This window comes from Stenotrophomonas sp. YJH_SMC_131 (genome assembly GCF_059367975.1).
On sequence record NZ_JCAFRJ010000003.1, the window covers coordinates 1 to 25124 of the forward strand.

Genomic DNA, 25124 nt, shown 5'->3' on the forward strand with positions numbered 1-25124 from the left:
CATCTGGGCGGCACCGGTGATCATGTTCTTGACGTAGTCAGCGTGGCCCGGGCAGTCAACGTGGGCGTAGTGACGGATCGGGGATTCGTATTCGACGTGCGCGGTCGAGATCGTGATACCACGAGCCTTTTCTTCCGGCGCGGCGTCGATCGAGGAGTAGTCCTTGAACTCGCCACCGAAGCGCTCGGCACCGATCTTGGTCAGTGCGGCGGTCAGCGTGGTCTTGCCGTGGTCGACGTGACCGATGGTGCCGACATTGACGTGCGGCTTGGTGCGCTCGAACTTACCCTTGGCCATGGCTGCTTATCTCGAATTCGTCTGAGAGGTGATGCTTAAGATGGTGCTCACGAAAGGAATCGAACCTTCGACCTCTTCCTTACCAAGGAAGTGCTCTACCGACTGAGCTACGTGAGCCGAGTTTTGCATTATGACATGAACTCGATAAGATTCAAAGTTCATTCAATGGAGCGGGAGACGGGAATCGAACCCGCACCATCAGCTTGGAAGGCTGAGGTTCTACCATTGAACTACTCCCGCGCCGGGAATGTCACAACGTGAAACTGGTGGAGGGAGGTGGATTCGAACCACCGAAGGCGTAAGCCAGCAGATTTACAGTCTGCCCCCGTTGGCCGCTTGGGTATCCCTCCTTACCACCCCATTCCGTTGCCGCCGAAGCGTTGCGGTGTGTGGTGGTGAGCCGCTTATTCTGCTGATGGGACGGGGGGCTGTCAACGCTTTTTTCCATCTTTTTCACACGTTGTCGCAAACCCATTGATACGCAAGGTTATTGACCGGGGACCGGCAGGGTCTCGCTGGCGAAAATTGCGACATGGGGGACTCCGTCGGCGCCGATCCAGCCCCGATACATGCCCTGGGTGTTGAACGGCGTGGCCATTCTGCCGTCCGCGGCAAGCACAATCGCACCACCGTCGCCGCCCATCTGCGGAATCGTCTCGTTGATCACGCCCTTGCCGGCCTGCTCCGGGCTCTGCCCCTGGTAGCGCATGCGCGCACAGATCTCGTGCGCGGCCGCGGTGCGGATGTAGTACTCGCCCCAGCCGGTGCCCGACACCGCACAGCGCGCATCGGCCCAGGTGCCGGCGCCGATGATCGGCGAGTCACCCACCCGGCCATAGCGCTTGTTGGTCATGCCGCCCGTGGAGGTGCCGGCGGCCAGCTGCCCCTGCGCATCCAGCGCGACCGCACCGACGGTACCGAAGTGCTTTGCGGTCTCCAGGTCGGCATGGGCCTGGCCATTGGCCTCTTCCTTAAGCGCGCGCTGCAGCTGCTGCCAACGCTTCTCCGTGCGGAAGTAGGAGGGATCAACCAGAGCAATGCCCTGCTCCACCGCGAAGGCTTCGGCACCCTGCCCTACCATCATCACGTGCCTGGACTTCTGCATCACGGTCTGCGCCAGCAGGATCGGGTTACGCACCCGCTGCACGCCGGCCACCGCACCTGCTGCCTGGGATGCACCGTCCATCACCGCCGCATCCAGCTCGTTGTGGCCGTCATGGGTGAACACTGCGCCCTTGCCAGCGTTGAAGGTCGGATCGTCCTCCAGCACGGTGATTGCCGCAGTGACCGCTGCAAGCGCCGGACGACCGGCCGCCAGTTCGGCATGGCCTTTCAGCAGTGCGGCGCGCAACGCATCGCGCGCAGCCTTCTCTTCGGCCGGCGACAGGTCCTTGCGTTCGACGCCGGCGCCGCCATGGATGACCAGCAATGGCGACGCAGCCGGGGCGGCCTGGGCGATCAATGGCAAGGACAGCAGCGCGGACAGCGCCAGGCGCAGTTTCATCAGGTACGTCTCCAGCAGGACAAGGAAATGGATTGCAGGGTAGCGCCGGCCGCTGGCCGCAAGGGGCGCATCAGCTCAGGGAAAGTGAGTTGCCGGCCAGCGGCCGGCGCTACCGAAGCGTGAACTCGATCTCGCCGTCGCTGATGTCGGCCACGGCCTGGTAGTCGGCCTCGGCCTGGAAATCGTCCAGGCGCATGCGGCTGCCACTGGAGACCACGGTCACCGGAACGGCATGGAAGCGCAATGGTTCGCCCTCGACCAGGCGATCGGCATCACGACCGGGGCTGACCACCCAGACCTTGCCCTCGCCATCAGCGCTGTAGACCTGGGCCTGGCCATCGGGCTCCACGCACAGGGCGGTGTCCTCATCAACGCCGATGCCGACGATGTCAGGGTCGCCGCTGTCCTGCGCGGCGCGTGCCACGAACACGATGAGGCGGCCAAGGCGGTCACGCTTGTCGAAATGGGTGTCGGTGACCACGCGCTGCAGGTAGGGCATCTGCAGGAAGCCACTGTCCATGGTGACTGCGCTGCCCATCGGATCGGCCAGCGCACCGGCCGAGCTGATGCTGCCGCCATCCATGGCGCCATAGGCATAGCCGCCGAGGATGGCCAGGCCAGCGCTGGTACCGGCAATCGGCTTGCCGGCGCGTACATGGGCGTTGAGCGCGCGGTTGAGTGCGGTGCCCTTCCAGAAGCGGATGTAGCGCGACTGGTCGCCGCCGGCAATGAAGATGGCATCGGCCGCAGCGACCACGCGCAGCACGGCTGGATCATCGGCACCGCGGCGGCTGTCGAAGACCAGCGTCTGTACCGCGGTGGTGCCGCCGATCTCGTGGTACAGGCGGTCCTGCAGTTCATCGCCACCGGAGGCACGCAGGATCAGTACACGGCCATTGCCGGCCTGCTTCAACCACCACTGGAAGGCATCCGGCACCCACTCGCCACCGCCCATCAGCATCATCGCGGATGCACGCGGCCCGGGACGTGGGGCCTCAAGGTCGCCGACCTCGTAATAGGAAAAGCCCGGGCCCTGCAGATCCTGCGCGGGCGCGGCCGACGGCCAGGCCAGCATGAGCAGCGCCAGCCAGGCAACAGGGGTACGCAGGGTCCGGTGAACGCGTCGCATCTTGATCTCCCTGAACAAAATCGACTTGCAAGCGTTTTCACTCTTTGCCAGATAGGGACCCAGTAGTCAAGGACATAAAAAAGGCGTTAAATGCGCGCGCCCATTCCGGAAATCTGAATGGGGGACAGGCCCCTCCTCTGCGGGCCGGCTTCATTTCCGAGAATTCCTCATGCGTAGAAAGGCGATGGCGTGGTCGATCCAGCTAGCGTTGATGGGTGTGGCTGCTTCCGCGGCCGCCCAGGCTCCGGCGTCCTCTCCGGTACAACAACTGGACGCGGTGCAGGTCACCGGTTCGCGCATTCCGCGCGCCCAGGTGGAAGGCCCCGCCCCGATCACGGTGATCAACGCCGAACAGATCCGCTCCAGTGGCTTCACCAGCGTGCCGGACGTGCTGCGTGCGATGACCCAGAACGGCGGTGAGACGCAGAGCCAGCAGTCTTCCAGCGGCGCCGACTTCTCGCCGGGTGCCCAGCAGGTGGACCTGCGCGGCCTGGGCCCGAACCACACGCTGGTGCTGGTCAATGGCCGCCGTATCGCCGACTTCCCGATGCCGTTCAAGGGCCGCAGCAACTTCACCGATGTCTCCAACATTCCGCTGGGGATGATCGAGCGCATTGAAGTACTGACCGGCAGCGCCTCGGCCATCTATGGATCGGACGCGATCGCCGGCGTGGTCAACTTCATCCTGAAGAAGAAGGCCGACGGCACCACGATCGACATGCGCATGGGCACCACCACTGAAGGCGGTGGCGAGTCGTTCGACATGAGCATCGCCAGCGGTTTCAGCCGTGGCAACTTCAACGCGGTGTACAGCGTGGAACTGCAGTCGCAGACGCCGCTGTGGGCCTATGAGCGCGACATCCAGGACTCGACCCAGGACGGCCCCACCGAGGGTTCGCGCATCGCGCGCCGTGCGTACCTGCGCACCGACTACAACGATGACTATCTGGACCCCGGCGCCGCCACCTGCGAAGCGCTGTCCGGCCAGAACCAGGGCAGCACCTACCGCGCCTACCGCCCGAAGTACGGCTACTACTGTGGCAGCGACAGCTCGATCGGCTACGGCACCATCCTCAGCAAGCGCCGCGGTGCCAACGGCTACGCGTCGTTGAGCCATGACTTCGACAATGGCCAGCAGTGGTTCGCCGACGTGCAGCTGGGCTACCACACGATGTCGCTGATGCGCGACGTCACCAAGTGGGGCCGCATGGACGCCAACGGCGATGAGTCGGGCTACTTCAACAACGAAGCCACCGGCGAGATCGAGTTCTGGCAGCGCCAGTTCTCGCCCGAGGAAATGGGTGGCCTGCGCAATGCCATGGTGCGCAGCACGCAGAAGACCTTCAGCGTGACCACCGGCTTCAAGGGCAACCTGGCCGGCAACTGGGACTACGAAGCGGCATTGAGCCATTCGCAGTACCAGTCGCGGATCAGCTGGGCGCAGATCATCGCCGCCAAGGCCAATGACCTGTTCCTCGGCCCGCAGCTGGGCGTGGATGACGACGGTTTCCCGATCTACAACGCCGACCCGTCACGCCTGTACCGGCCGCTGACCCGCGCCGAGTATGATTCGATCGCCGCGCGTACCACCTACACGCCGAAGTCGCGCACGGAGACGGCGGCATTCACTCTGACCAATTCCGCGCTGTTCGGCCTGCCCGGCGGTGACGCCGGTTTCGCCGCGACCGTGGAAGTGGGCCAGCAGGCGTACTCGCTCAATCCTGATCCGCTGGCGACCCAGTACTACTATTACAGCTGGAAGGATTCGGACGGCCAAGGTTCGCGCAACCGCTGGGCTACGGCGGCCGAGCTGCGCATGCCGCTGCACGAAACGGTCAACCTGAGCGTGGCCGGCCGCTACGACCAGTACCGCTATTCCGGCCACACCATCGGCAAGGCGACCTGGAGCGGTGGCCTGGAATGGCGCCCGATCGACACGCTGCTGGTGCGCGGTTCGTATGGCACCGCGTTCCGTGCGCCGGACCTGCACTATGTATTCGCCGGCCCGGGCAACGATGAGACCACCGCCGAAGACCTGTACAGCTGCCGCGCCGACGGCGCCACCGACTGCGCCGACTACGAGCGCAACCTGATCCGCAGCCGCACCGGCAACCGCCAGCTCGACCCGGAAACCAGCACCTCGTGGAGTGCCGGCTTCGTCTGGTCGCCGGCCGTCGGCCTGGACCTGTCGGTGGACTGGTTCGACATCGACATGCGCGACCAGGTGCAGGACATGGACGTGCGCACGATCCTGGCCAACGAAGCGAACTGCCGCCTGGGCAGCGCCGACATCACCTCGCCGACCTGCGTGGATGCACTCGCCCGCATCACCCGCAGCAACGACGGGCGCCTGTATGGCGTGCGCGTGGCGCCGATCAACGTCGCCCGCGAATCCACCTCCGGCATCGACGTCGGCCTGCGCTACCGCCTGCAGACGGGCATCGGCGACTTCATCTTCAACGGCACCCACACCTGGGTGAAGAAGCATGACTTCCAGCGCTACCCGGGCGACCGCACCGAAGACCAGTTCGCAGTGAACAGCGGCTTCGACATCCCACGCACCAAGACCAGCCTGAGCGTGACCTGGGAAAAGGATGCGTGGTCGGCAACGGTGTACGGTTCGCGCCTGGGCAAGCTGCCGACCTCGGACAGCTACGACCAGGTGTTCGACTGGGACAGCGGCGACAGCCCGTACGTGAAGGCGACCTATCGCTACAACGCCTCGCTGCAGTACCGCTTCGACGACCACTCGCGCCTGTCGCTGTCGGTGGTCAATGTGTTCAACAAGATGCCGCCGACGGACCGTACCTACACTGCATACCCGTACTACGACGTGTCCTGGTTCGACAGCGTGGGGCGCACGATCAACCTGCAGTACACCCACAAGTTCGGTGGCAGCGCGCTGTAAGCGCCCGGCCAGCGCAGATACAGGAGACCCCCGCTTCGGCGGGGGTTCTTTTTTTCCGCCGCCTGAACGGCACCCGCGCGCAGGCTCCGGCCCGACCGGCCAGCCGGGGATTTTAGGAAACAGCTGATTCCGCGCCGCGCGCGCCGCTCCCTAGCATCGTTGCATGTTCCGCTTCCCCCGCCCTTCGCTGGAGCAGGCCGTGCCATCGACCACCGCGTCGGTGCTGCTGCGCTGCCTGACCGTGTGCGTCTTCGTCTGCCTGGCCGCCGCGGCCGGCTTCTACCTGCTCACGGCATTCACCGAGGACATCTCGACCCATCGCCGCGAGATGAATGCAGCGGCCTACAGGGCCCAGATCTATTTCGACCAGCGCGAAGCCCTGCTGCGCTATCTGGGCGATTCGGTGGTGAGGGGCAACCCGGATGCACCTGCGGCGGACAGCGAAGGCATGCGCCAGGTGCCGCTGGATGGTGCTGGCGGCCAACCGGGCCAGCGGCTGCTGTTGTCAGCGCGCGCCGAACACACGCTGCAGGCACTGCAGACGCATCTGCTGCTGGTCGATGCGCACGGCACGCACTGGCTGGCCGGCGGCGAGGTCGACGTGGACCTGGCGCACCTGCCATCGCTGCGTGCGCTGCAGGCACGCAGCGGCAGCCTGGAGGCGGCCGACCCGGTGCACTGGCTGCGCCCGGGTGACAGTGGCGTTGCATTGGCGCAGCCGGTACAGGCCGGCCCGCATCCGACGCAGTGGCTGGTGCTGCTGCTCGATGGCGCGGCGGCGGCGAGCATGATCGACGGCCAGGGCATCGGCGGCTATGCGCTGCTCGACCGTGCGGGGCAGCCGGCATTGTCCAGCCAGACCCCGCGCCTGGATGGTGCGGGCTGGAAGACCCTGCGGGAACGCCAGGACGACAGCTTCGGCACGCTGTGGAGTGGCGGGCTTCCGCGCGGTGTAGCGCTGGTGAAAAGTGTCGGCAACGACGGCTGGCGGTTGGTCTACCACCTGCCGTCGCAACTGCTGCTGGGTGACCTGGCGGTGCCGCTGCTGGTCTGCGCGCTGTTGCTGCTGCTGGCCGGCGTCGCGCTGCGCCTGCTGCGGCATCGCGTGGACCTCCAGCTGATCCAGCCGGCCCTGCAGCAACAGCGCAGGCTGCTGGAGAACCTGGATTTCAGTTCGACGGTGATCGACATGGCGCCGGTCGGCATCTGCGTCCTGCGCCGCAGCGACCGCGCGCTGCTGCTCTCCAACCAGCTGCTACGCGACTGGCTTGGCGAAGAAGGCGAACACAGCGACTGGCAGGCGCCATGGCGCGGACATGCCGGCGAGCGCGGGCGTGGACTGGAATTCACCACCCGCGACGGTCGTCAGCTGCAGGTGCTGCACGCGGCCTGCCGCTACCAGGGCGACGACGTGCTGCTGTGCGTGTTCCATGACATTTCCCGGCACCGCCAGGCACAGGCCGCGCTGTCGTCGGCACGCCAGGCCGCCGATGCGGCCAACCAGGCCAAGAGCGCGTTCCTGGCCACCATGAGCCATGAAATCCGTACTCCGCTCTACGGCGTGCTGGGCACGCTGGAGCTGCTCGGGCACACCTCGCTGGACGCCCGGCAGTCGCAGTACCTGCGCACCATCGAGAGTTCCTCATCGGTCCTGCTGCAGTTGATCAGCGATGTGCTGGATGTTTCCAAGATCGAATCCGGGCAGCTCAGCCTGGAGCCGGCGCCGTTCTCGCCGCGCGAGCTGACCGAGAGCGTGCTGCGCAGTTTCGCTGCCTCGGCCACCTGCAAGGGCCTGCAGATCCTGGTCTGCACCGACCCGCGCCTGCCCACGCGCGTGCTGGGTGATGCCGACCGCATCCGCCAGGTGCTGGGCAACCTGCTCAGCAACGCGATCAAGTTCACCGAGCATGGCCGGGTGGTACTGCGCGTGCGCCAGGTACAGCGCGAAGGTGAATCGAGCGTGCTGGCCTGGCAGGTCACCGATACCGGCGTGGGCATCGCCGCGGAGGAACAGGCGCGGTTGTTCGAACCATTCCGCCAGGTCCGTGGCGCGGCCAGTGCACAGGGCACCGGGCTGGGCCTGTCCATCAGCGACCGCCTGGTGCGCCTGATGAGCGGCGAGCTGCAGGTGGTGAGCGAGCCCGGCCTGGGCAGCAGCTTCAGCGTGCGCCTGCCCTTGCCGGTGCTGGCCGCCGCCGAGGATGGCCCGACCCTGCTGCCGGAGCCGCCGATCCTGGTGCGCGGCCGTGATCGCGAACTGGTCGACAGTGCCTGCGGCTGGCTGCGTCGCTGGGGTGCCAACGCACAGCCCCTGCAGGGCGACCCTGCACTGCTGGACCATGACGGCGCGATCCTGATGGACGGCGAGGCCGGGATGCCGCTGGCCTGGGCAGGCCCTCGCGTGGTGGCATCGATCGACGGCGGCGACCAGCCCACCGTTGCCGCCGATGGCAGCCTGGTGGTGACCCTGCATGGGATGACCGCGATCGGCAATGCACTGGCCAACGTGCAGCAGCAACGTGCGGCGCTGCCGGAAACATCGCGCGCGGCAACGCCGATGCCGCTGGGACTGCACGTGCTGGCCGTCGAAGACAACCCGATCAACCGGGTGATCCTGGCCGAGCAGCTGCGCACCCTCGGCTGCGACGTGGAGCTGGCACAGGACGGCGTGGAAGCCCTGCAGCGATGCCGAGAGCAGTCTTTCGACCTGGTGGTGACCGACATCAACATGCCGCGCATGGACGGCCACGCGTTGGCCCGGCAGCTGCGCGAGGACGGCAACCCGGTGCCGGTGATCGGCGCCACCGCCAATGCCACTGCCGAGGAGCGCGAGCGCTGCCTGGCCAGTGGCATGCAGGGCTACCTGAGCAAACCCATCGACATCGCACGCCTGCGCAAGGCGCTCACCTCACTGCGCCAAGGAGACCTCGCATGACCCAGCGTGTCCTGATCCTGGAAGACCAGCCCTTCCAGCGTGGTTTCCTGGCCAATCTGTTCGGCAGCCACGCAGGCGTGCAGGTCGACGCCTGCGAAGACGTGGATGCGGCCATCGCGCTGTGTGCGTGCCAGCCCTACGATCTGGTGGTCAGCGACCTGCTGATGCCCGGGCAGGACGGCATCCAGTTCATCCAGGCGCTGGCGGCACAGCCGCGCCCGCCACGCCTCGCGGTGGTCAGCGCGGCCCCGCGGCGGATGATGACCTCGGCACGGCTGATGGCCGAATCGCTGGGGCTGGATGTGGTCGGCCTGCTGCCCAAGCCGGTGGCGGCCGCCGACGTGGACGCCCTGTTCGAGGCCTTGGCGCAGGCGCGTCCGGCCGCCGGCGAGGCCCCTACGCGCGCGGCGGCTGCGCCCGAACCGGATGCATCGCAGCTGCGCCAGGCCATGGCCGATGGCAGCCTGACGGCCTGGTTCCAACCGAAGAAGTCACTGCAGTCAGGACGCGTGGTGGCGGCCGAAGCACTGGTGCGCTGGCGACATCCGCAGCTGGGCACGCTGGCCGCTGGCAGCTTCCTGCCGGCAATCTGCCGCTACGGGCTGGAGGGCGATCTTCTGCGGATGATGCTCAAGGCCAGCATCAGCGCGCAGGCACGCTGGCGCAAGCAAGGGTTCCGGGTACCGGTATCGATCAACCTGCCCCCTCACCTGCTGGAGCAGTCGGACCTGCCCGACGAACTGCTGGCACTGACCCTGGCCAACGGCGGTACGCCCGGTGAATTGTGCTTCGAACTGATGGAAAACAGCACCACGCGGCACGTCAGCGACTTCTATGCCGGCGCCTGCCGCCTGCGCATGAAGGGCTTCGGCCTGGCCCAGGACGATTTCGGGCAGGGCCTGAGCTCGGTCCACAACCTGGTCAATACCCCTTTCACCGAGGTCAAGATCGACCGCGCGCTGGTCAGCGGATGCGCGCGCGACCCGGCCTTGCACCTGACCCTGTCGACGGTGATCGCGCTGGCCAACCAGCTGGGCCTGACCATCGTGGCAGAGGGCGTGGAAAGCGATGCCGACCTGGCTGCCCTGCGCCAGCTGGGGTGCAGCCAGGTGCAGGGCTTCCTGATCTCGCAGGCGCTGCCGTCCGACGAGTTCACCCGCCTGCTGGACGAAGAAGCGCCGCAGTTGGACGAGTCGCCGCGAGCCGACCTGCGCTGACACGGATTCCACGTCCGCTTCACGAAATCATCAAGTGGCATTGACGATCCTGTCTGTGCAGCGGTGGCGGATGTCCCTCCTTTGCTGCCCATGGTGCCGCTGACCGCTCCCTGCCCTGAGACCTGCCATGCCGGCCGAGGCCGCTCCTGTACGCCGACTCGCTCGCCGCTCACTGCGCGTCCACGCCCTGCTGATCGGCGTTGTGGTGCTGGCCACGCTGCAGGCCGGACTGCTGCTGTCGGCCGGCTCGCAGCTGTTCAACGAAGAGCGCAGCAAGATCGAGTACCACTTCCGCCGCCTGGACGGCACGCTGCGCGAGCAGGAGCGCTTCCTGCGCCAGTGGCGGCTGCATGATGTCGGCACGCATGGGCAGCCGGTGGCCGATGCCAGCGTGGAGCTGCAACGCGGGCCCTTGTTCGCCAACTTTGCGGTGATCGGAAGCGAGGGGGCCAGTCTTTCGCCACCGACTGAACTGGGCGACCGTTTCCTGCGCTTCTACGGCACGTTCTGGTCGGCCTCGCGCTATCCACCGCCGCAATGCCTGCTGGTCGATGGCCAAGGCACGCGCGGGCTGCTGGCACCGGTACAGATCGCCGGTACCGACGCGAGCCAGAACAGCCCGCATCACCTGCGCCCGGCGATCGCCGACATCCACCGGGTGCTGGGTACGCGACCGGCGGTGCAACGTGGTGGCATCGTCTGGGTGGGCGTGCCATGGCGCGACCGGCAGACCTGGCTGCTGGCCATCGCCCACGCCCCGCAGGATGCGCGCCTGTGGGGTGAGGACGACAAGGACTCGCAGGCCGCACTGGCCTGCCTGCTCGATCCTGGCCGTGTCGATGACTATCGCCAGGTGCTGGGTGTCCCGGTGTTCCAGCGGCTGTCGCTGTTCGATGCCAACGGCCAGCGCCTGCTGGGCGATGCAGCCGATGCCAGCGAGGCTGGCACCTCCTGGCAGGCCGGCCTCGCTGGCCTGCAGTTCCGCATGCGCAGCGAGCGCGGCTGGCTGGCGGTCTACCACGTCGGCTGGCGGCAGGTGTTTCAGCACCCGCAGGGGCCATTGCTGGGCGCGACCGTGGTCGCCCTGCTGCTGGCACTGGGCGGCACGCTGGTGCTGCGCGCGTACCGGCGTTCGGTCATCGAGCCGCTGCGCAGCAACCACGCGCGCCTGCTGGAAAGCGAAGCCTTCAGTCGCACGATCCTGGACAACGCGCCGATCGGGCTGTGCCTGCTGCGTCGTACCGATGGCAATGTGCTGCTGGACAACGCCCTCGCCCGCCGCTGGCTGGGCGAGGACTATCATGCCGGCGGCTGGCATGGCCCGTGGCGGCGCAGCGTACTGGCTGCCGGCGGCACCACGCTGGGCGATGGCCTGGCCTACGCCACGCCCGAAGGCCGCCACCTGCTGGTAACGGCGACACCGGCGCGCTATCGCGGTGAGCCGGCGGTGCTGTGCCTGTTCATTGACCTGAGCAGCCAGCATGAAGCCGAACAGGTGCTGCAGCAGGCGCGCCGCGCCGCCGACCAGGCCAACCGCGCGAAGAGCCAGTTCCTGGCCACGATGAGCCATGAGATCCGCACGCCGCTGTACGGTGTGCTCGGCACGCTTGAACTGCTGGGGCTGACGCCACTGGATGCACGGCAGCAGGACTACCTTGCAACGATCCAGCGTTCATCCTCGACCCTGATGCAGCTGATCAGCGACATCCTGGATGTCAGCAAGGCCGAGGCCGGGCAACTGAGCCTGGAGCCAAGCCCATTCGATCCAGTGCGGCTGACCGAGGACGCGCTCGACTCGTATGCTGCCGCGGCCGCCAACAAGGGGCTGCAGTTCTACGCCTGCATCGATGGCGACGTACCGCCCGGGGTGTGCGGTGATGCCGCGCGGATCCGACAGGTGCTCAACAACCTGATCAGCAACGCACTGAAGTTCACCGACAGCGGGCGCGTGGTGGTCCGTGTTTCGGCACGCTGGCAGGAGCAACGCTGCTGGCTGCAATGGCAGGTGGCCGATACCGGTATCGGCATTGCCAGCGAACACCAGGCGCATCTGTTCGAGCCATTTTTCCAGGCCAACCCGGGCACCGATGCGATGCGCGGCACCGGCCTGGGGCTGGCCATCTGCGCGCATCTTGTGGCGTTGATGGAAGGCCAGCTGCGCGTGGTCAGCGAGAGCGGCCTGGGCAGCAGCTTCAGCGTCGAACTGCCGCTGCCCTCGGCTCCACCGGATCCACAGCAGGCCCCGCCGCCGCAACTACCCGCCGGCCTGCAGGTACAGGTGCGGGGCAGCGTGCGCGAACTGGTGCAATCGCTGTGCGAGCGCCTGCAGCAGCGCGGTGCACAGGCCAGCGTGTACCGGGAGGACAGCGCAGCAGGCCTGCCATCGTCCGCCGTGCTGCTCGAGCTGGTCCTGGACGACCCTCTGCCCGCATGGGCGGGTGGACCGCGCGTGATCGCCTGCCGCGAAGGCGGGGTGCGGCCACAGCAGGTCGATGGCGCCTGGCAGGTCGGCCTGCATCGATTCGACGCGATCGTGCTGGCCCTGGCCGCGGCCAGCGGCCAACCGCTGGCGGCCAGCGCCGAAGGGCGCCTGCCGGCGACGCGTCATTTCGGCCTGCAGGTGCTGGTCGCCGAGGACAACCCGATCAACCAGGCGATCCTGCGCGACCAGCTGGAACAGCTCGGCTGCCGCGCCGTGGTCGCCAGCGATGGCAATGAAGCGCTGGGCTACTGGCAACAAGGGGCGTTCGCGCTGGTGCTGACCGACCTGAACATGCCCGGGCTGGATGGCTACGGCCTGGCCCGTGCCTTGCGGGCACGGGGTGTCAGCGTGCCCATCCACGGCGCCACGGCCAATGCCGACCCGGCCGAACGCCAACGCTGCCAGGAATCGGGCATGCAGGGCGTGCTGGTCAAGCCGATCACGCTGGAAGTCCTGCAGCGCCTGCTGACCCGGATCACCGACGGCGATGCACCGGCCGTCGCGATGCAGGAGCGCCCTGCGTCCACTGCGTCGCACGACAAGGATCCCCCGCTGCAGGTTCCCGCGAAGATGCAGTCGCTGTTCGTACAGACCATGCAGGCCGACCTGGACAGCCTGCGACAGGCGATCGCCGCTGCCGATCCCGCCAGGGTGGCGCAGGTTCTGCACCGCATCCGCGGCGCGCTGGTGATCGTCGGTGCACCTGCGCTGGTGGACAGCGGCCTGCAGATCGAACAGTGCCTTGCCGGCGGCGATGACCTGGCCACCCAGGCGGCCGCTCTTGCCGGGTTCCAGCGACGCCTCGAGCAGCTGCTGCATCCGTTGCGCGACGCTGCATCCCCCTCCCTTCCCGACGACCCGACCCTGCCATGACCACACGGATCCTCATCGCCGACGACCACCCGATCGTGCTTGCCGGCATCCGCGACGTACTGGCCGGGGAACTGGACCTGGACATCGTGGGCGAAGCGGCCGATCCGGCGACGCTGATCGAGCTGATGACCCGGACCCGGCCACAGGCGGTGATCACCGACTACAGCATGCCGGGAGGCGATCGCTTCGGGGACGGCATCAAGCTGATCTCGTTCCTGCGCCGCAGCTTCCCGGAGACGCGCCTGCTGGTGCTGACGATGGTGTCCAATCCGTCGTTGGTCGCGGCGATGTATGCCGCCGGCGCCGGTGGCGTGGTGCTCAAGAGCCATGGATTGGGCAGCCTGGTACAGGCCCTGCGCGTGGTGCTGGCCGATCGCGTCTACCGCCCCCCGGGACTGCTGCCGGTAGCTGCGAGCGAACCGGCCGATGCGGATGCGGTCCGTGCGCGGCTGTCGCCGCGCGAGCTGGAGGTGATCCGCCTGTTCACCAGTGGCATGAGCGTGGGCGACATCGCACGCCAGCTGCAGCGCAGCGCCAAGACGGTCAGCACGCAGAAGATCAGCGCGATGCGCAAGCTCGGTGTGGACAGCGACCAGGCGCTGATCGAGTACTGCTTGCAGGCCTCGCTGTTCGGCTGAGGCCACTCCCGGCTGAATCCCGCCGGCCCTGCGACGGGGCCTGCAACCGCTTTAGGAAACGCCTGATTCCATCGGACAGTGCCGATTTCTAGGCTGGAGACATCCCGCCAAGGTGCGCCTGCCGGCTGTTGCCGCATCGCCGTGGGGGACGGAAGTCCGATGGCGCCTGCAATTGCCGTGGCGTGGGACTTCCGCAGCGACGCGGCCCTGCCGCGTCAGTCCGCGCAGCCTCGCTGCGCCCTGCCACAGGAAGTCCATCAGCATGAACGCCTCCCCCACACGGCACGGCCGTGCGTACGGGCGCGCGCACGGAAAGCGCGTACCCCTCATTCCCAGCCTGTTGGCCACTGCGCTGTGGGCAGCCCTGCCGGCGCATGCCGCAGACCTCACCGGCCCGCTGCTGGTCAACGACGGTGACACCCTGCAGCTGGGTGCCGACGACGTCCTCACCCACAGTGCGGGCAGCTTCGCACTTGCGGTCACCGGTACCGGCAGCAATGCGCTGATCGACGGCAGCCGCATCCACGTGACCGGCAATGGCAGCGGCGTGTCCGCTGCCAATGGTGGCCAGGTGCAGCTGCGCGACGCAACGCTGTCGATCGCACCGGCGACCGGGACGGGCTTCTATGCGCTGTATGCCAATGGTGCCGGCAGCGTGATCGATGCGCGCGATGTCGACATCGATGCCACGCGCAACGGCAGCGGATTCGGCAGCGTGCAGGCCTACAACGGTGGCGTGATCCACTATGCCGGGGGCAGTCTTTCAATGACCGGGACCGGTGGCACGCTGGCCGGTGCATCCGGCAAGGGCAGCGAGCTGCACCTGGCCGATCTGCGGATGAGCGCCGACGGCGGTGCCCGCCTGCGCGCCGACAGTGCCGGCCTGCTGACGATCCGCAACAGCCGCATCACCCTCGCCCCCGGTGGCATCCTTGCCGGCGTGGCGGCCAACGGCGTGGGCAGCCGCGCCGAGCTGTACGACACCTACCTGCAGGGCGGTTGGTTCGATATCGACAGCGGCGGCAGCCTGCTGCTGGAGAACGTGGAAGCCCATTCGGTGGGCGGCAGCATGCGCCTGCTCGGCAGCCGCATCAGCAAGACCTATTCCAGTGCAGTGATCAACGGCGGCAGCTTCTACACCGTCGGTGGCTATGGCGTGAACATCAACAGCTGGGGACAGTTGACCGCAAGCGATGCCGCGTTCGATGTTCGTGATGGCTACTCCGGATTCTGGCTGGCCAGCGATGAGTCGCGCCTGCAGCTGACCGACAGCAGCATCGACACCTGGACCGACACCTACGGTTATGGCGTTGAGATCGCCGGCGGCGTTGCCACCGTGCAGGGTGGCCGGATCACCACGCACGGTGATGCGACCTACGGCGTGCGCGTGACCGGCTCCACCGGCAGTACCGCCAGCCGCATCGAAGCCAACGGCAGCGTGATCGACGTGCGCGGCAACGGCGGCGGTGGCGTGTTCATCGGCGGCTCCACCGCCACCGCGCTGCTCGATACCGTTGCGATCCGCAGCGATGGCGAGAACGTGTTCGGCATCGTGCACATGAACACCGCGCGGTTGACCCAGGCCGACCGCTTGGACATCCGCATGACCGGCAGCAACAGCGGCGGCTACCGCTCCTACCTGACCGCGTTCGGCCCGTACTGGAACCGTGCCACCTTCAATGACAGCCACATCGAGACCGCCAGTGGCCCCGCGTTCTGGCTGCAGGGCAGCAATCACGCACTGACCGTCAATGGCAGCGACGTGACTGCGGGCGACGGCAGTGGCCGCTTGCTGCGGGTCAGCGACACCGTGTTCACCGACGGCAGCAGCGTGGCGACCAGCCGCATCGACTTCAGTGCCGACGCCAGCATGCTGCGCGGTGACGTGGTGGTCGACAGCGCAACGGCTGAGGTGCACATGGTGCTGGGCAACGGCACCACGTTCAGCGGCGCCCTGCGCAACGACTCCGGCTACCAGGTCGCACAGCTGGCGCTGGATGGCAGCAGCCAGTGGAACGTACGCGCCAGTTCCAGCGTCGGCACGCTCGAACACGCCGGCACCATCGCTTTCGATGCGCCGGCGGCCGGCGATTTCAAGACCGTTACCGTCAGCGGCGACTACGTGGGCAACGGTGGCCAGTGGATCTTCAACCGCGCGCTGGGCGACGACACTTCGCTGGGCGACCAGCTGGTGATCAACGGCAACAGCAGCGGCACCGCCAGCGTGAGTGTGCGCAATGCCGGCGGCGCCGGTGCGCTGACCCAGGAGGGCATCCGCCTGATCACCGTGGCCGGCCAGTCGGATGCACAATTCAGCCTGCAGGGGCGCGCGGTTGCCGGTGCCTACGACTACTTCCTGTTCAAGGGCGGTGTGTCGACCCCGGACGATGGCAACTGGTACCTGCGCTCGGAATACGTGCCGCCGGTCGATCCGCCGCAGCCGCCGGATCCCCCGATCGACCCGCCGCAGCCGCCGGATCCGCCGGTCGACCCGCCGCAGCCGCCGGAACCGCCGGTCGACCCACCGTCACCGCCGGAGCCGCCGATCGATCCGCCGTTGCCGCCGGAGCCGCCGATCGATCCACCATTGCCGCCGGAGCCGCCGATCGATCCGCCGCGCCCGCAGGTGGAACGCCCGGAACCGGCGGCCTACCTGGCCAACCGCAGCGCCGCACTGGGCATGTTCCGGCACAGCCTGCACGACCGCGCCGGTGATCCCGCCGCCGTGGCCAGTGCCAGCGGCGATGCCGTGGCCTGGATGCACCTTCGCAGCGCGCAGCCCGACAGCCACGACCGCAACCGCCAGGTCCAGGTCGATGGGCAGATCAGCAGCGTGCTGGTCGGCGTCGGCCGCCGCTTCGAAGTGGGTGGCACGGGCGAGCTGCAGGCCGGTGCGATGCTCGGCCACGGCCGCGCGCGCAATGACAGCCGCTCGCAGGTGACCGGCTACACCGCGCGTGGCGTGGTCACCGGCACCAGCGTGGGTGCCTATGCTACCTGGCTGCAGGATGCGCACATGCAAGGCGGCGCCTATGTGGATGGTTGGCTGCAATACGGCCGCTTCCGCAACAGTGTGCAGGGCGAAGGCCTGCAGAAGGAGCGCTATGACGCCCGCAACTGGAGTGCGTCGGCCGAGGCCGGCTATGTGCTGCCCCTGCGGCGCACCGCGCAGCGCGGCATTTACCTGGAACCGCAGGTGCAGGTGGTGCACAGCCGCTATGACAGCGACCGCGTGGTCGAGGCCAACGGCACGGTAGTCGACGACCGCGGTGGTGGCGAGACCAGCACCCGCCTCGGCCTGCGCCTGTACAGCCGTGGGTTGAGCCCGGCGCAGGGCCAGGTGCACCCGTACGTGGCGGTGAACTGGTGGTCCGGCGGCAATGGTGCGGGCCTGGCGATGGACGGCGAGCGCCTGCAGCGGCAGTTGCCGCGTGACATCTACGAAGCCAAGGCCGGCGTGCAGGTGGATCTGTCCGGCGGCTGGCGCGGCTGGGGTGAACTGAGCCGGCAGAGCGGTGGCATGGGCTTCCACGACGTCGGTGCCCAGCTGGGCGTGTCGTACACCTGGTGACGCGGGACGTGCCCGGCAAGGGAATGCCGGGCACTTTTTCCACATGCGGCGTGGAAAGCGATGGGGGTTTGGTGTGGACAAGTGGGTTCGAGCGTTGCGGGGCAGGCGCTTCCGGGCGTGGTGAGTTTTTGTCCACGTCTGCAGTTCTTTTCCACAACGCGCGTGGAAAGCGATGGGAACTAGGTGTGGACAAGTAGTTGTGAGCATTGCACCGCAGGCGTTTCGAAGCGTGGTGAAAATTTGTCCACACCGCACCGCCAAGCCTCGTAGAGCCGAGCCCATGCTTGGCTGATGCCAACCTGAGCCGAGCGCAGGCTCGGCTCTACAGAGGCGCGCGGGGTTTTCCACACCCGACGTGGAAAGCGATGGGAGTTTGCTGTGGACAAGTACCGGCGAACGTCACACCGCAAGCGTTTCGCAGCCTGGTGTTTTTTTGTCCATCACCGGAAACGCGAACGCCCCGCACAGGGCGGGGCGTCCGGGGTCGATCCGATGCCGCAGGATCAGACGTTGAAGCGGAAGTGCAGGATGTCGCCTTCCTGCACGCGGTACTCCTTGCCTTCCAGGCGCAGGCGACCGGCTTCCTTGGCGCCGGCTTCGCCCTTGTACTTGATGAAGTCGTCATACGCGATGGTTTCAGCGCGGATGAAGCCCTTCTCGAAGTCGGTGTGGATGACCGCCGCGGCCTGCGGGGCGGTGGCGCCCTTGCGCACGGTCCACGCACGGACTTCCTTCACGCCGGCGGTGAAGTAGGTCTGCAGGCCGAGCAGGCTGTAGGCCGCGTTGATCACGCGGTTCAGGCCCGGCTCGCTCAGGCCCAGGTCCGCCAGGAAGGTATCGCGGTCTTCGTCGTCGAGCTGGGACAGCTCTTCTTCGATCGCGGCCGACACCGGCACCACCTGCGCGCCTTCGGCGGCAGCATGCGCACGCACGGCTTCCAGGTGCGGGTTGTTGTCGAAACCGTCTTCCAGCACGTTGGCGATGTACATCACCGGCTTCAGGGTCAGCAGGAACAGGTCGCGCACCAGCGCCTTCTCTTCCTCGTCCAGCCCGGCCGAGCGCCCAGCCTTGCCCTCCGACAGTGCAGCCTGCAACTTGGCCAGCACCGGCTTGCGCGCCGCCGCATCCTTGTCGCCGCCCTTGGCCGCACGCTCGGCACGGTTCAGCGCCTTCTCGACACTGTCCAGGTCGGCCAGCGCCAGTTCGGTGTCGATGGTTTCGATATCCGAGATCGGGTCGACCTTGCCGGCCACGTGCACGATGTCACCGTGCTCGAAGCAGCGCACCACGTGGGTGATCGCATCGACTTCGCGGATGTGCGCCAGGAACTTGTTGCCCAGGCCCTCACCGCTGGCGGCACCGGCGACCAGGCCGGCGATGTCGACGAACTCGACCGCGGTCGGGATGACCTTCTGCGGGTTGATGATGCCCGCCAGCTCGTTCAGGCGCGGATCCGGCACCGGCACGATGCCGACGTTCGGTTCGATGGTGCAGAACGGGAAGTTCGCCGCGGCGATGCCCGCCTTGGTCAGCGCATTGAACAGGGTCGACTTGCCGACGTTGGGCAGGCCGACGATGCCGCATTTGATACCCATGGGTGACAGCTCTCTGGGGTGAAAGTGATTGGGGAAACAGCGGCCTGGGCGCTGCTTTTCCAATCATTCTCCATATCGACTAGCGGTCGATACCTACCGCTCTGGTTGGCTCCGCATCGACCAACGGTCGATACCTACCGCTCTGGTTGGCTCCGTATCGACCAGCGGTCGATACCTACCGCTCTGGTTGGTTCCGTACCGACCAACGGTCGGTACCTACCGGTTATTTCGGGGTGTGCAGCCGCTTCATCGCTTCGTTGAAATCGCCCTGCACCGCCAGCGGCAGCACGTCGATCGCATCGTCGATGGCGCGCGCGATCAGCACGTCATCCTCCTTGGACGGGCGCCCCAGCACCCAACCCACCACGCGGTCCTTGTGGCCGGGATGGCCGATGCCCACGCGCAGGCGGTGGAATTTGCCATGACCCAGCAGGCGCATGGTGTCGCGCAGGCCGTTCTGGCCGCCGTGGCCACCGTCGAACTTAAGCCGCGCCGCACCGGGCGGCAGGTCCAGCTCGTCGTGGGCCAGCAGGGTTTCCTCCGGCTCGATCTTCCAGAACCGCTGCGCGGCGGTGACCGACTTGCCGCTGAGGTTCATGAAGGTGGCGGGCTTGAGCAGCCACACCGTCTGCCCTGCGATCTCGACCTTGGCGGTCTCGCCGAACAACTTGCTGTCCACATTCCATCGCGCACCGGCTTTTTCCGCCAGGGCCTCAACGAAATGAAACCCGGCATTGTGCCGGGTCCGGGCGTGTTCCGATCCGGGATTGCCCAGACCGACGATCAGTCGCAGTCCTGCCATGGTTCCTTCCAGTACGGTGCCTGCCCGGAGGCAGGCACCGTAACGGTATTACTCGGCGGCAGCCGCTTCTTCGTCAGCCTCGTCGGCCTTGCCGGCCTTGGCGGTGACGATGGCGTCGTCGTGGTCCTTGCCCAGCGCCAGCGCCGGGATTTCCACGCCCTTCGGCAGCTTGATGTTGGACAGGTACACGACGTCACCGGCCTTCAGCTCGCCCAGGTCGACTTCGATCGACTCCGGCAGGTCCTTCGGCAGGCAGGTGATGGTCACTTCCTTCAGTTCGTGGGTGACCACGACGTCGGCAGCCTTGCCGGCCGGCGAGGTGTCTTCGTTGACGAAGTGCAGCGGGACCGAAGCGGTCAGGGCTTCGTTCTCGTTCACGCGCTGGAAGTCCAGGTGCATGATCAGCTGCTTGTACGGGTGGCGCTGCATGTCACGCAGCAGGACCTTCTGCACCTGGCCATCCAGGTTCAGGTCCAGGATCGAGGCATAGAACCACTCGTTCTGCTGGGCCAGCCAGATTTCGTTGTGGTCCAGGCTGATGGCGACCGGCTCGGCGTTGCCGCCGTACACGATGGCCGGGATCACACCAGCGTGACGCAGGCGGCGGCTCGCACCCTTACGCTGCAGTTCACGCTTGGTGACCTTGATTTCATGGGTCTTCGACATTTTCGACTACTCAGGTTGTTGCCGCGCCCTGCGGCGTGGCGGTTGAAGATGCTTCCGCGACCAGAAGCATCCGGGTATGTCCCCCCGTTGCCGGCAGGGACGAAAACTCAGTCGACGTACAGCGAGCTGACCGACTCGCCGAAGGCGATGCGGCGCATCGTTTCGGCCAGCATTTCCGCCACGCTCAGCTGGCGGATCTTGCTGCACACCCGCGCTGCGTCCTTCAGCGGGATGGTGTCGGTCACCACCAGCTCGTCGAGCTGGGAATTGGTGATGTTGTCCACCGCCGGGCCCGACAGCACCGCGTGGGTGCAGTAGGCGGCGACCTTGAGCGCACCGCGCGCCTTCAGGGCAGCGGCAGCGGCGCACAGGGTGCCGGCGGTATCGACGATGTCATCGACCATCACGCAGGTCTTGCCTTCGACGTCACCGATGATGTTCATCACGGTGGAGACGTTGGCGCGCGGGCGGCGCTTGTCGATGATCGCCAGGTCGGCGTCATCCAGGCGCTTGGCCACCGCACGGGCGCGGACCACGCCGCCCACGTCCGGCGAGACAACAATCAGGTTCTCGGTGCCGTAGGCGCGCCAGATGTCGGCCAGCAGCAGCGGGGACGCATACACGTTGTCCACCGGAATGTCGAAGAAGCCCTGGATCTGGTCGGCGTGCAGGTCGACGGTCAGCACGCGATCAGCGCCAGCGGTGCTGAACATCTTGGCCGCCAGCTTGGCGGTGATCGGCACGCGCGAGGAACGCATGCGGCGGTCCTGGCGCGAGTAGCCGAAGTACGGCACCACGGCGGTCACGCTGGCCACCGATGCGCGCTTGAGCGCGTCGATCAGCACCAGCAGTTCCATCAGGTTTTCCGCGCTCGGCGCGCAGGTCGGCTGGATCACGAACACGTCCTGCTTGCGGACGTTCTCTTCGATTTCCACCTGCACTTCACCATCGGAGAAGTGCGACACCAGCGCCTTGCCCGGGCGGACCCCCAGTTCCTTGCAGATGTTCTGCGCCAGACGTTTGTTGGCGTTGCCGGAAAAGACCAGCAGGTTCGGGGACTCTTGCATCATGATTGTCTCGGGCGGGGACGAGTGGCGGGGATCCGGAGTCGGCAAGGACCCCGATGGACCCTTGCTGCTGACAACACCGCGGTTGTTTCCACGTCCCGCGCGGGCGATGCGCTGGAAGGCGCGGACACAGCCGCTATTGGCAGGGGCGGTAGGATTCGAACCTACGAATGCCAGGATCAAAACCTGGTGCCTTGGGCCTCTTGGCGACGCCCCTGCATTGATAAATCAGTGTTGCTCGAGTGCATCCAGCAGTGGCGAACGCGCAACGCCCGCTGCCACCCTTGCCCGCAACTCCTTCGGCAACTTCGACCGCCCCTGCTCTGCAGCAGCCTGCGATGCGAACTCGACGAAACAACCACTTCCCGAACCGGTCAGCCGCGCCGCGCCGATGTCGCTCAACGCGGCAAGCGCTGCCTCGACGGCAGGCTCACGGCGGCGCAGCACCGGTTCGAACGCGTTCCCGACCAGGGTCCCGGAAGCGAAGTCCTCTATTTTCGCCACTGGGCTGTCGCGCGTCAAATCCGGGTCTGCAAACAGGACCGGCGTAGGAACATGAACACCCGGTTCAACCACCACATACCAGGCCGGCGCCAGCGTGATCGGCTGCAGGCGCTCGCCCACCCCTTCGGCCCAGGCGTTGTGGCCACGCACGAACACCGGCACGTCGGCGCCCAGGCGCAGGGCCAGCGCGGCCAGGGCATCCTCGTCCAGGCCGGCGCGCCAGAGCCGATTCAGCACCACCAGCACGGTGGCCGCATCGGACGAACCGCCGCCGAAGCCACCACCGGCAGGAACGTGCTTTTCGACGATGATGTCAGCACCTTGCGCGCCCTTCGCCTCATCCTGGAGCAGGCGCGCGGCCCGCACCGCCAGGTCATCGGCCTCGGCCACGCCGGCCAGGCCCTCGCCCTGCCGACGCACCTGACCGTCTTCACGCAGGCGCAGGCCGATGCGGTCCCCCCAGTCCAGCAGGCGGAATACGGTCTGCAGCTCGTGGTAGCCGTCGGCCCGGCGGCCAGTGATGTGCAGGAACAGGTTCAGCTTGGCCGGGGCCGGCCACCAGGACCAGCCCGCGTCGTCGCGCCCGGCGCTCATGGCGTGCCCTGCCCCCACTGGTCCACCAGCAGGCGCACCTTGGCGTCGCCATTGCTGGCCTCGATCCGTCGCGGCAGCGCCGGTCGTCCGGCGTCGGCCGGGTACCAGTCCAGGTACTGCACCTGCCAGCCCATCTGCTGCATGCGGCGCGGCCGGCCTTCACCGTCGCGCTCGACCTTTTCCGGACCGGCAGCATCCCCGGCCACCAGGCCGCGGATCCACTCCGGCAGCTGATTGACCGGGATGTCCCAGCCAGTCGCTTCCAGCAGCAGCTGCTGGGCGTCCTCGCCATCGCGCGGACCGCCGGACAGCCCTTCCAGGCGACCGGCTTCGGAATGGGTGTCGCCGGTCAGCTTCCAGCTCTGCCGGGTCACCGGCGCGCTCAGTTCGACCACGTAGCGGCGGCCGTCCTGCTTCCAGTCGATGCGACCGCTGCCGCCGTCCTTGCCCTTGCTGACCGCCACCCGCCCCTGGAAGGCCCAGTCCGGCTGTGCCTGCAGCGCGGCCACGCGCGCTGCCTCGGCCTGCGCCGCTTCAGCCGAAACAATCTCGACCACCGCTGGCGCCGGGGTCTTCTGCGTGCCGACACTGGTACAGGCGCTCACCGCCAGGGTCACGGTCGCCAACAGCAGCGGCCGGATCAGGGAACCACTCATGGATTGAATTTCTCACGGGCGCGCAGCAGCGCGCGGTTTTCAGGGTCGAGCTTGGCCGCTTCGTCGAAGAAGTGGCGGGCCTCGTCATGCTTGCCCAGCACCCACAGCACTTCGCCGACGTGGGAAGCGATCTCCGGGTCCTTGGCCAGGGTCCAGGCCCGGCGCAGCTGTACCAGTGCCTCTTCCTTGCGGCCCAGGCGATACAGCACCCAGCCATAGCTGTCGACGATGGCGGCGTTGTCCGGCTCGGCCACGCGGGCGCGGTCGATCAGCTCCAGCGCTTCCTGCAGGCGGCCGGTGCGATCGGCCAGGGTGTAGCCCAGCGCGTTCAGCGCCGGCACGTTTTCCGGGTCGGTCACCAGGATCTTGCGCAGGTCGGCCTCGGCGCGCGGGATGTCGTCGCGGCGCTCCCAGGTGAGCGCACGTGCGTACAGCAGGCCGTTGTCGTCCGGGTAGGCGGCCAGGCCGCGGGCCAGCGCATCCAGTTCACCGGCGCTGTCGTCACCACGCTGGCGCAGTTCAGCTTCCAGCAGGTAGGCGTCACGGCGCACATCGTCGTCGACCACCGCGTCGGACTGGATCGCGTGCACTTCCTCCAGCGCCAGCGGCAGGCGCCCGGCCAGGGCCTGGGCATTGGCCGCGCGCAGGCGCGCTTCGCTCAGCTCATCGCCACCGGGCACGCTGTGGTACCACTGCACCGCCTCGGGGTAACGCTTCAGGTATTCGGCGATCTTGCCCAGCAACAGGCGCTGCGCCGGATCCGGCTTGGCCGCCTGCCGCGACAGCTCGTTGTAGAGGTTGGACAGCGCCGCCTTGTCGCCCTGCTTGGCCAGCAGCGAGGCGCGCATGCCCCAGGTCTGTACGTCCTGCGGGCCGAACGCCAACACGCGCTCGGCCGCAGCCGGCTGGCCCAGGCTGTCGTAGGCGATGGCCACCGCATTGCGCAGCTCGGGGTCCTGGCGGGTCTTCGGCTCGACGTCGTGCAGCAGCGACAATGCCTTGTCGGTCTCGCCCGCCTGCTGCAGCTGGCTGGCACGCAGCAACGCTACGCGCGGTTCTTCCGGGAAGCGCTTGACCACTTCATCGATCATGCGCCGCGCCAGCTCGGGCTTGTCCATGCGCAGGGCCAGGCGACCGAACTCCTGCCAGGCCTCGATCTTCGGCGGAATCGCATTGGCATCGACCAGCTCGCCGAGCACCTGCGCCGGCACCGCCGGGTCGCGGCCACCGCCGATCAGCGCGGCCAGGGCGAACTTCCAGCCGCGCTCGTCGGGGTCGGCCAGCAGCGCCTGCAGCTCGGTGCGGGCAGCCTTCACATCGCCCTGGCGCATGGCCAGCGCACCGGCGGCGCTGCGCATGGTCAACGAGCGCGGGGCGCGCTGCTGCCACAGGGCCAGGCCCTTGGCGGCGCTGGCATCATCGTTGGCCAGCATGGAGATACGGGTCGCGCGCTCGGCCAGGCCGGCGTCGCCGTCGGTCTGCTGCGCGGCCTGCAGGTACCAGCGCGCGGCCTCGGCCAGCTTGCCGGCCTGCAGGGCGAACTCACCGGCCATCACCGGTTCCAGCGCCAGTTCCTCAGTGGCCGCGGCCCGCACGGGGGCCTTGGCCGGCACCGCCGCCAGGGCCTGGGTGCAGGCCAGGGACAGCAGCAGAACACTGGGGATGCGAATCAATGCGGGCATCGTC

The 25124-nt window shown here is 67.4% G+C and carries 16 protein-coding genes and 4 tRNA genes; 6 read left to right on the top strand and 14 right to left on the bottom strand.

What is annotated here, in order from left to right:
• The 6 genes from AC5P56_RS07465 to AC5P56_RS07490 all read right to left on the bottom strand — a co-directional run.
• On the bottom strand, positions 1-297 hold a 297-nt coding region (locus tag AC5P56_RS07465; protein ID WP_032956906.1), incomplete at its 3' end, for a GTP-binding protein.
• A gap of 41 nt (positions 298-338) precedes the next feature.
• Positions 339-414, bottom strand: a tRNA-Thr gene (locus tag AC5P56_RS07470).
• A 49-nt stretch (positions 415-463) separates the two neighbouring features.
• Positions 464-537 (bottom strand) — tRNA-Gly (locus AC5P56_RS07475).
• Between the two features lie 24 nt (positions 538-561).
• A tRNA-Tyr gene (locus tag AC5P56_RS07480) sits at positions 562-647 on the bottom strand.
• A 137-nt stretch (positions 648-784) separates the two neighbouring features.
• Complete coding sequence (locus tag AC5P56_RS07485; protein ID WP_495231521.1) at positions 785-1801, bottom strand: isoaspartyl peptidase/L-asparaginase family protein; 1017 nt, start codon at positions 1799-1801, stop codon at positions 785-787.
• Between the two features lie 109 nt (positions 1802-1910).
• Positions 1911-2930 (bottom strand): cyanophycinase, encoded by a 1020-nt coding sequence (locus AC5P56_RS07490; protein WP_495231522.1) that lies wholly within the window; start codon positions 2928-2930, stop codon positions 1911-1913.
• A 169-nt stretch (positions 2931-3099) separates the two neighbouring features.
• Between AC5P56_RS07490 and AC5P56_RS07495 the strand changes: the two genes are divergently transcribed.
• The 6 genes from AC5P56_RS07495 (at position 3100) to AC5P56_RS07520 (ending at position 17554) form a co-directional block, all read left to right on the top strand.
• On the top strand, positions 3100-5838 hold the full coding sequence (locus tag AC5P56_RS07495) for a TonB-dependent receptor plug domain-containing protein (protein WP_142235467.1): 2739 nt from the start codon (positions 3100-3102) through the stop codon (positions 5836-5838).
• A 163-nt stretch (positions 5839-6001) separates the two neighbouring features.
• Entirely contained in the window at positions 6002-8773 is a 2772-nt protein-coding gene (locus AC5P56_RS07500; protein ID WP_241887127.1) for a response regulator, read from the top strand.
• A complete protein-coding gene (locus AC5P56_RS07505; protein WP_142235466.1) occupies positions 8770-9990 on the top strand; it encodes an EAL domain-containing response regulator in 1221 nt (406 codons plus the stop codon). The genes AC5P56_RS07500 and AC5P56_RS07505 overlap by 4 nt, the downstream gene beginning before the upstream one ends.
• 127 nt (positions 9991-10117) lie before the next feature.
• A complete protein-coding gene (locus AC5P56_RS07510) occupies positions 10118-13345 on the top strand; it encodes a hybrid sensor histidine kinase/response regulator (RefSeq protein WP_288496549.1) in 3228 nt (1075 codons plus the stop codon).
• Positions 13342-13983, top strand: a complete 642-nt coding sequence (locus AC5P56_RS07515) for a response regulator (protein ID WP_014036089.1) — start codon at positions 13342-13344, stop codon at positions 13981-13983. The genes AC5P56_RS07510 and AC5P56_RS07515 overlap by 4 nt, the downstream gene beginning before the upstream one ends.
• Positions 13984-14245: 262 nt before the next feature.
• Entirely contained in the window at positions 14246-17554 is a 3309-nt protein-coding gene (locus AC5P56_RS07520; protein WP_288496548.1) for an autotransporter family protein, read from the top strand.
• Positions 17555-18057: 503 nt separating this feature from the next.
• Here AC5P56_RS07520 and ychF read toward each other — a convergent pair.
• From ychF to AC5P56_RS07560, 8 genes are all read right to left on the bottom strand, one after another.
• A complete protein-coding gene (ychF, locus tag AC5P56_RS07525) occupies positions 18058-19149 on the bottom strand; it encodes a redox-regulated ATPase YchF (RefSeq protein ID WP_014646036.1) in 1092 nt (363 codons plus the stop codon).
• 223 nt (positions 19150-19372) lie between these two features.
• Positions 19373-19951 carry an aminoacyl-tRNA hydrolase gene (pth, locus tag AC5P56_RS07530; protein WP_069118555.1) on the bottom strand — a complete coding sequence of 193 codons (579 nt, stop codon included), beginning with the start codon at positions 19949-19951 and terminating at the stop codon, positions 19373-19375.
• A gap of 48 nt (positions 19952-19999) precedes the next feature.
• Positions 20000-20617: a 50S ribosomal protein L25/general stress protein Ctc gene (locus AC5P56_RS07535; RefSeq protein WP_010481743.1), complete on the bottom strand. Its 618-nt coding sequence runs from the start codon at positions 20615-20617 to the stop codon at positions 20000-20002.
• 107 nt (positions 20618-20724) lie between these two features.
• Positions 20725-21684, bottom strand: a complete 960-nt coding sequence (locus AC5P56_RS07540; RefSeq protein ID WP_005415400.1) for a ribose-phosphate diphosphokinase — start codon at positions 21682-21684, stop codon at positions 20725-20727.
• Between the two features lie 140 nt (positions 21685-21824).
• Positions 21825-21901, bottom strand: a tRNA-Gln gene (locus AC5P56_RS07545).
• An 11-nt stretch (positions 21902-21912) separates the two neighbouring features.
• Positions 21913-22782, bottom strand: a complete 870-nt coding sequence (gene ispE / locus AC5P56_RS07550) for a 4-(cytidine 5'-diphospho)-2-C-methyl-D-erythritol kinase (RefSeq protein WP_014646034.1) — start codon at positions 22780-22782, stop codon at positions 21913-21915.
• Positions 22779-23438: a lipoprotein insertase outer membrane protein LolB gene (gene lolB / locus AC5P56_RS07555; protein WP_014646033.1), complete on the bottom strand. Its 660-nt coding sequence runs from the start codon at positions 23436-23438 to the stop codon at positions 22779-22781. Before lolB ends, ispE begins: the two co-directional genes overlap by 4 nt.
• Positions 23435-25120: a tetratricopeptide repeat protein gene (locus AC5P56_RS07560; RefSeq protein ID WP_172601383.1), complete on the bottom strand. Its 1686-nt coding sequence runs from the start codon at positions 25118-25120 to the stop codon at positions 23435-23437. Before AC5P56_RS07560 ends, lolB begins: the two co-directional genes overlap by 4 nt.
• Positions 25121-25124: the final 4 nt, after the last annotated feature.

Excerpts from the sequence above, each read along its gene's own strand:
- AC5P56_RS07515 (WP_014036089.1), top strand. The coding sequence starts at position 13,342 with ATGACCACACGGATCCTCATCGCCGACGACCACCCGATCGTGCTTGCC.
- lolB (WP_014646033.1), bottom strand. The coding sequence starts at position 23,438 with ATGAGTGGTTCCCTGATCCGGCCGCTGCTGTTGGCGACCGTGACCCTG.
- AC5P56_RS07520 (WP_288496548.1), top strand. The coding sequence starts at position 14,246 with ATGAACGCCTCCCCCACACGGCACGGCCGTGCGTACGGGCGCGCGCAC.
- AC5P56_RS07500 (WP_241887127.1), top strand. The coding sequence starts at position 6,002 with ATGTTCCGCTTCCCCCGCCCTTCGCTGGAGCAGGCCGTGCCATCGACC.
- AC5P56_RS07505 (WP_142235466.1), top strand. The coding sequence starts at position 8,770 with ATGACCCAGCGTGTCCTGATCCTGGAAGACCAGCCCTTCCAGCGTGGT.
- AC5P56_RS07535 (WP_010481743.1), bottom strand. The coding sequence starts at position 20,617 with ATGTCGAAGACCCATGAAATCAAGGTCACCAAGCGTGAACTGCAGCGT.
- AC5P56_RS07495 (WP_142235467.1), top strand. The coding sequence starts at position 3,100 with ATGCGTAGAAAGGCGATGGCGTGGTCGATCCAGCTAGCGTTGATGGGT.
- ispE (WP_014646034.1), bottom strand. The coding sequence starts at position 22,782 with ATGAGCGCCGGGCGCGACGACGCGGGCTGGTCCTGGTGGCCGGCCCCG.
- AC5P56_RS07490 (WP_495231522.1), bottom strand. The coding sequence starts at position 2,930 with ATGCGACGCGTTCACCGGACCCTGCGTACCCCTGTTGCCTGGCTGGCG.
- AC5P56_RS07540 (WP_005415400.1), bottom strand. The coding sequence starts at position 21,684 with ATGCAAGAGTCCCCGAACCTGCTGGTCTTTTCCGGCAACGCCAACAAA.
- AC5P56_RS07510 (WP_288496549.1), top strand. The coding sequence starts at position 10,118 with ATGCCGGCCGAGGCCGCTCCTGTACGCCGACTCGCTCGCCGCTCACTG.
- ychF (WP_014646036.1), bottom strand. The coding sequence starts at position 19,149 with ATGGGTATCAAATGCGGCATCGTCGGCCTGCCCAACGTCGGCAAGTCG.
- pth (WP_069118555.1), bottom strand. The coding sequence starts at position 19,951 with ATGGCAGGACTGCGACTGATCGTCGGTCTGGGCAATCCCGGATCGGAA.
- AC5P56_RS07560 (WP_172601383.1), bottom strand. The coding sequence starts at position 25,120 with ATGCCCGCATTGATTCGCATCCCCAGTGTTCTGCTGCTGTCCCTGGCC.
- AC5P56_RS07485 (WP_495231521.1), bottom strand. The coding sequence starts at position 1,801 with ATGAAACTGCGCCTGGCGCTGTCCGCGCTGCTGTCCTTGCCATTGATC.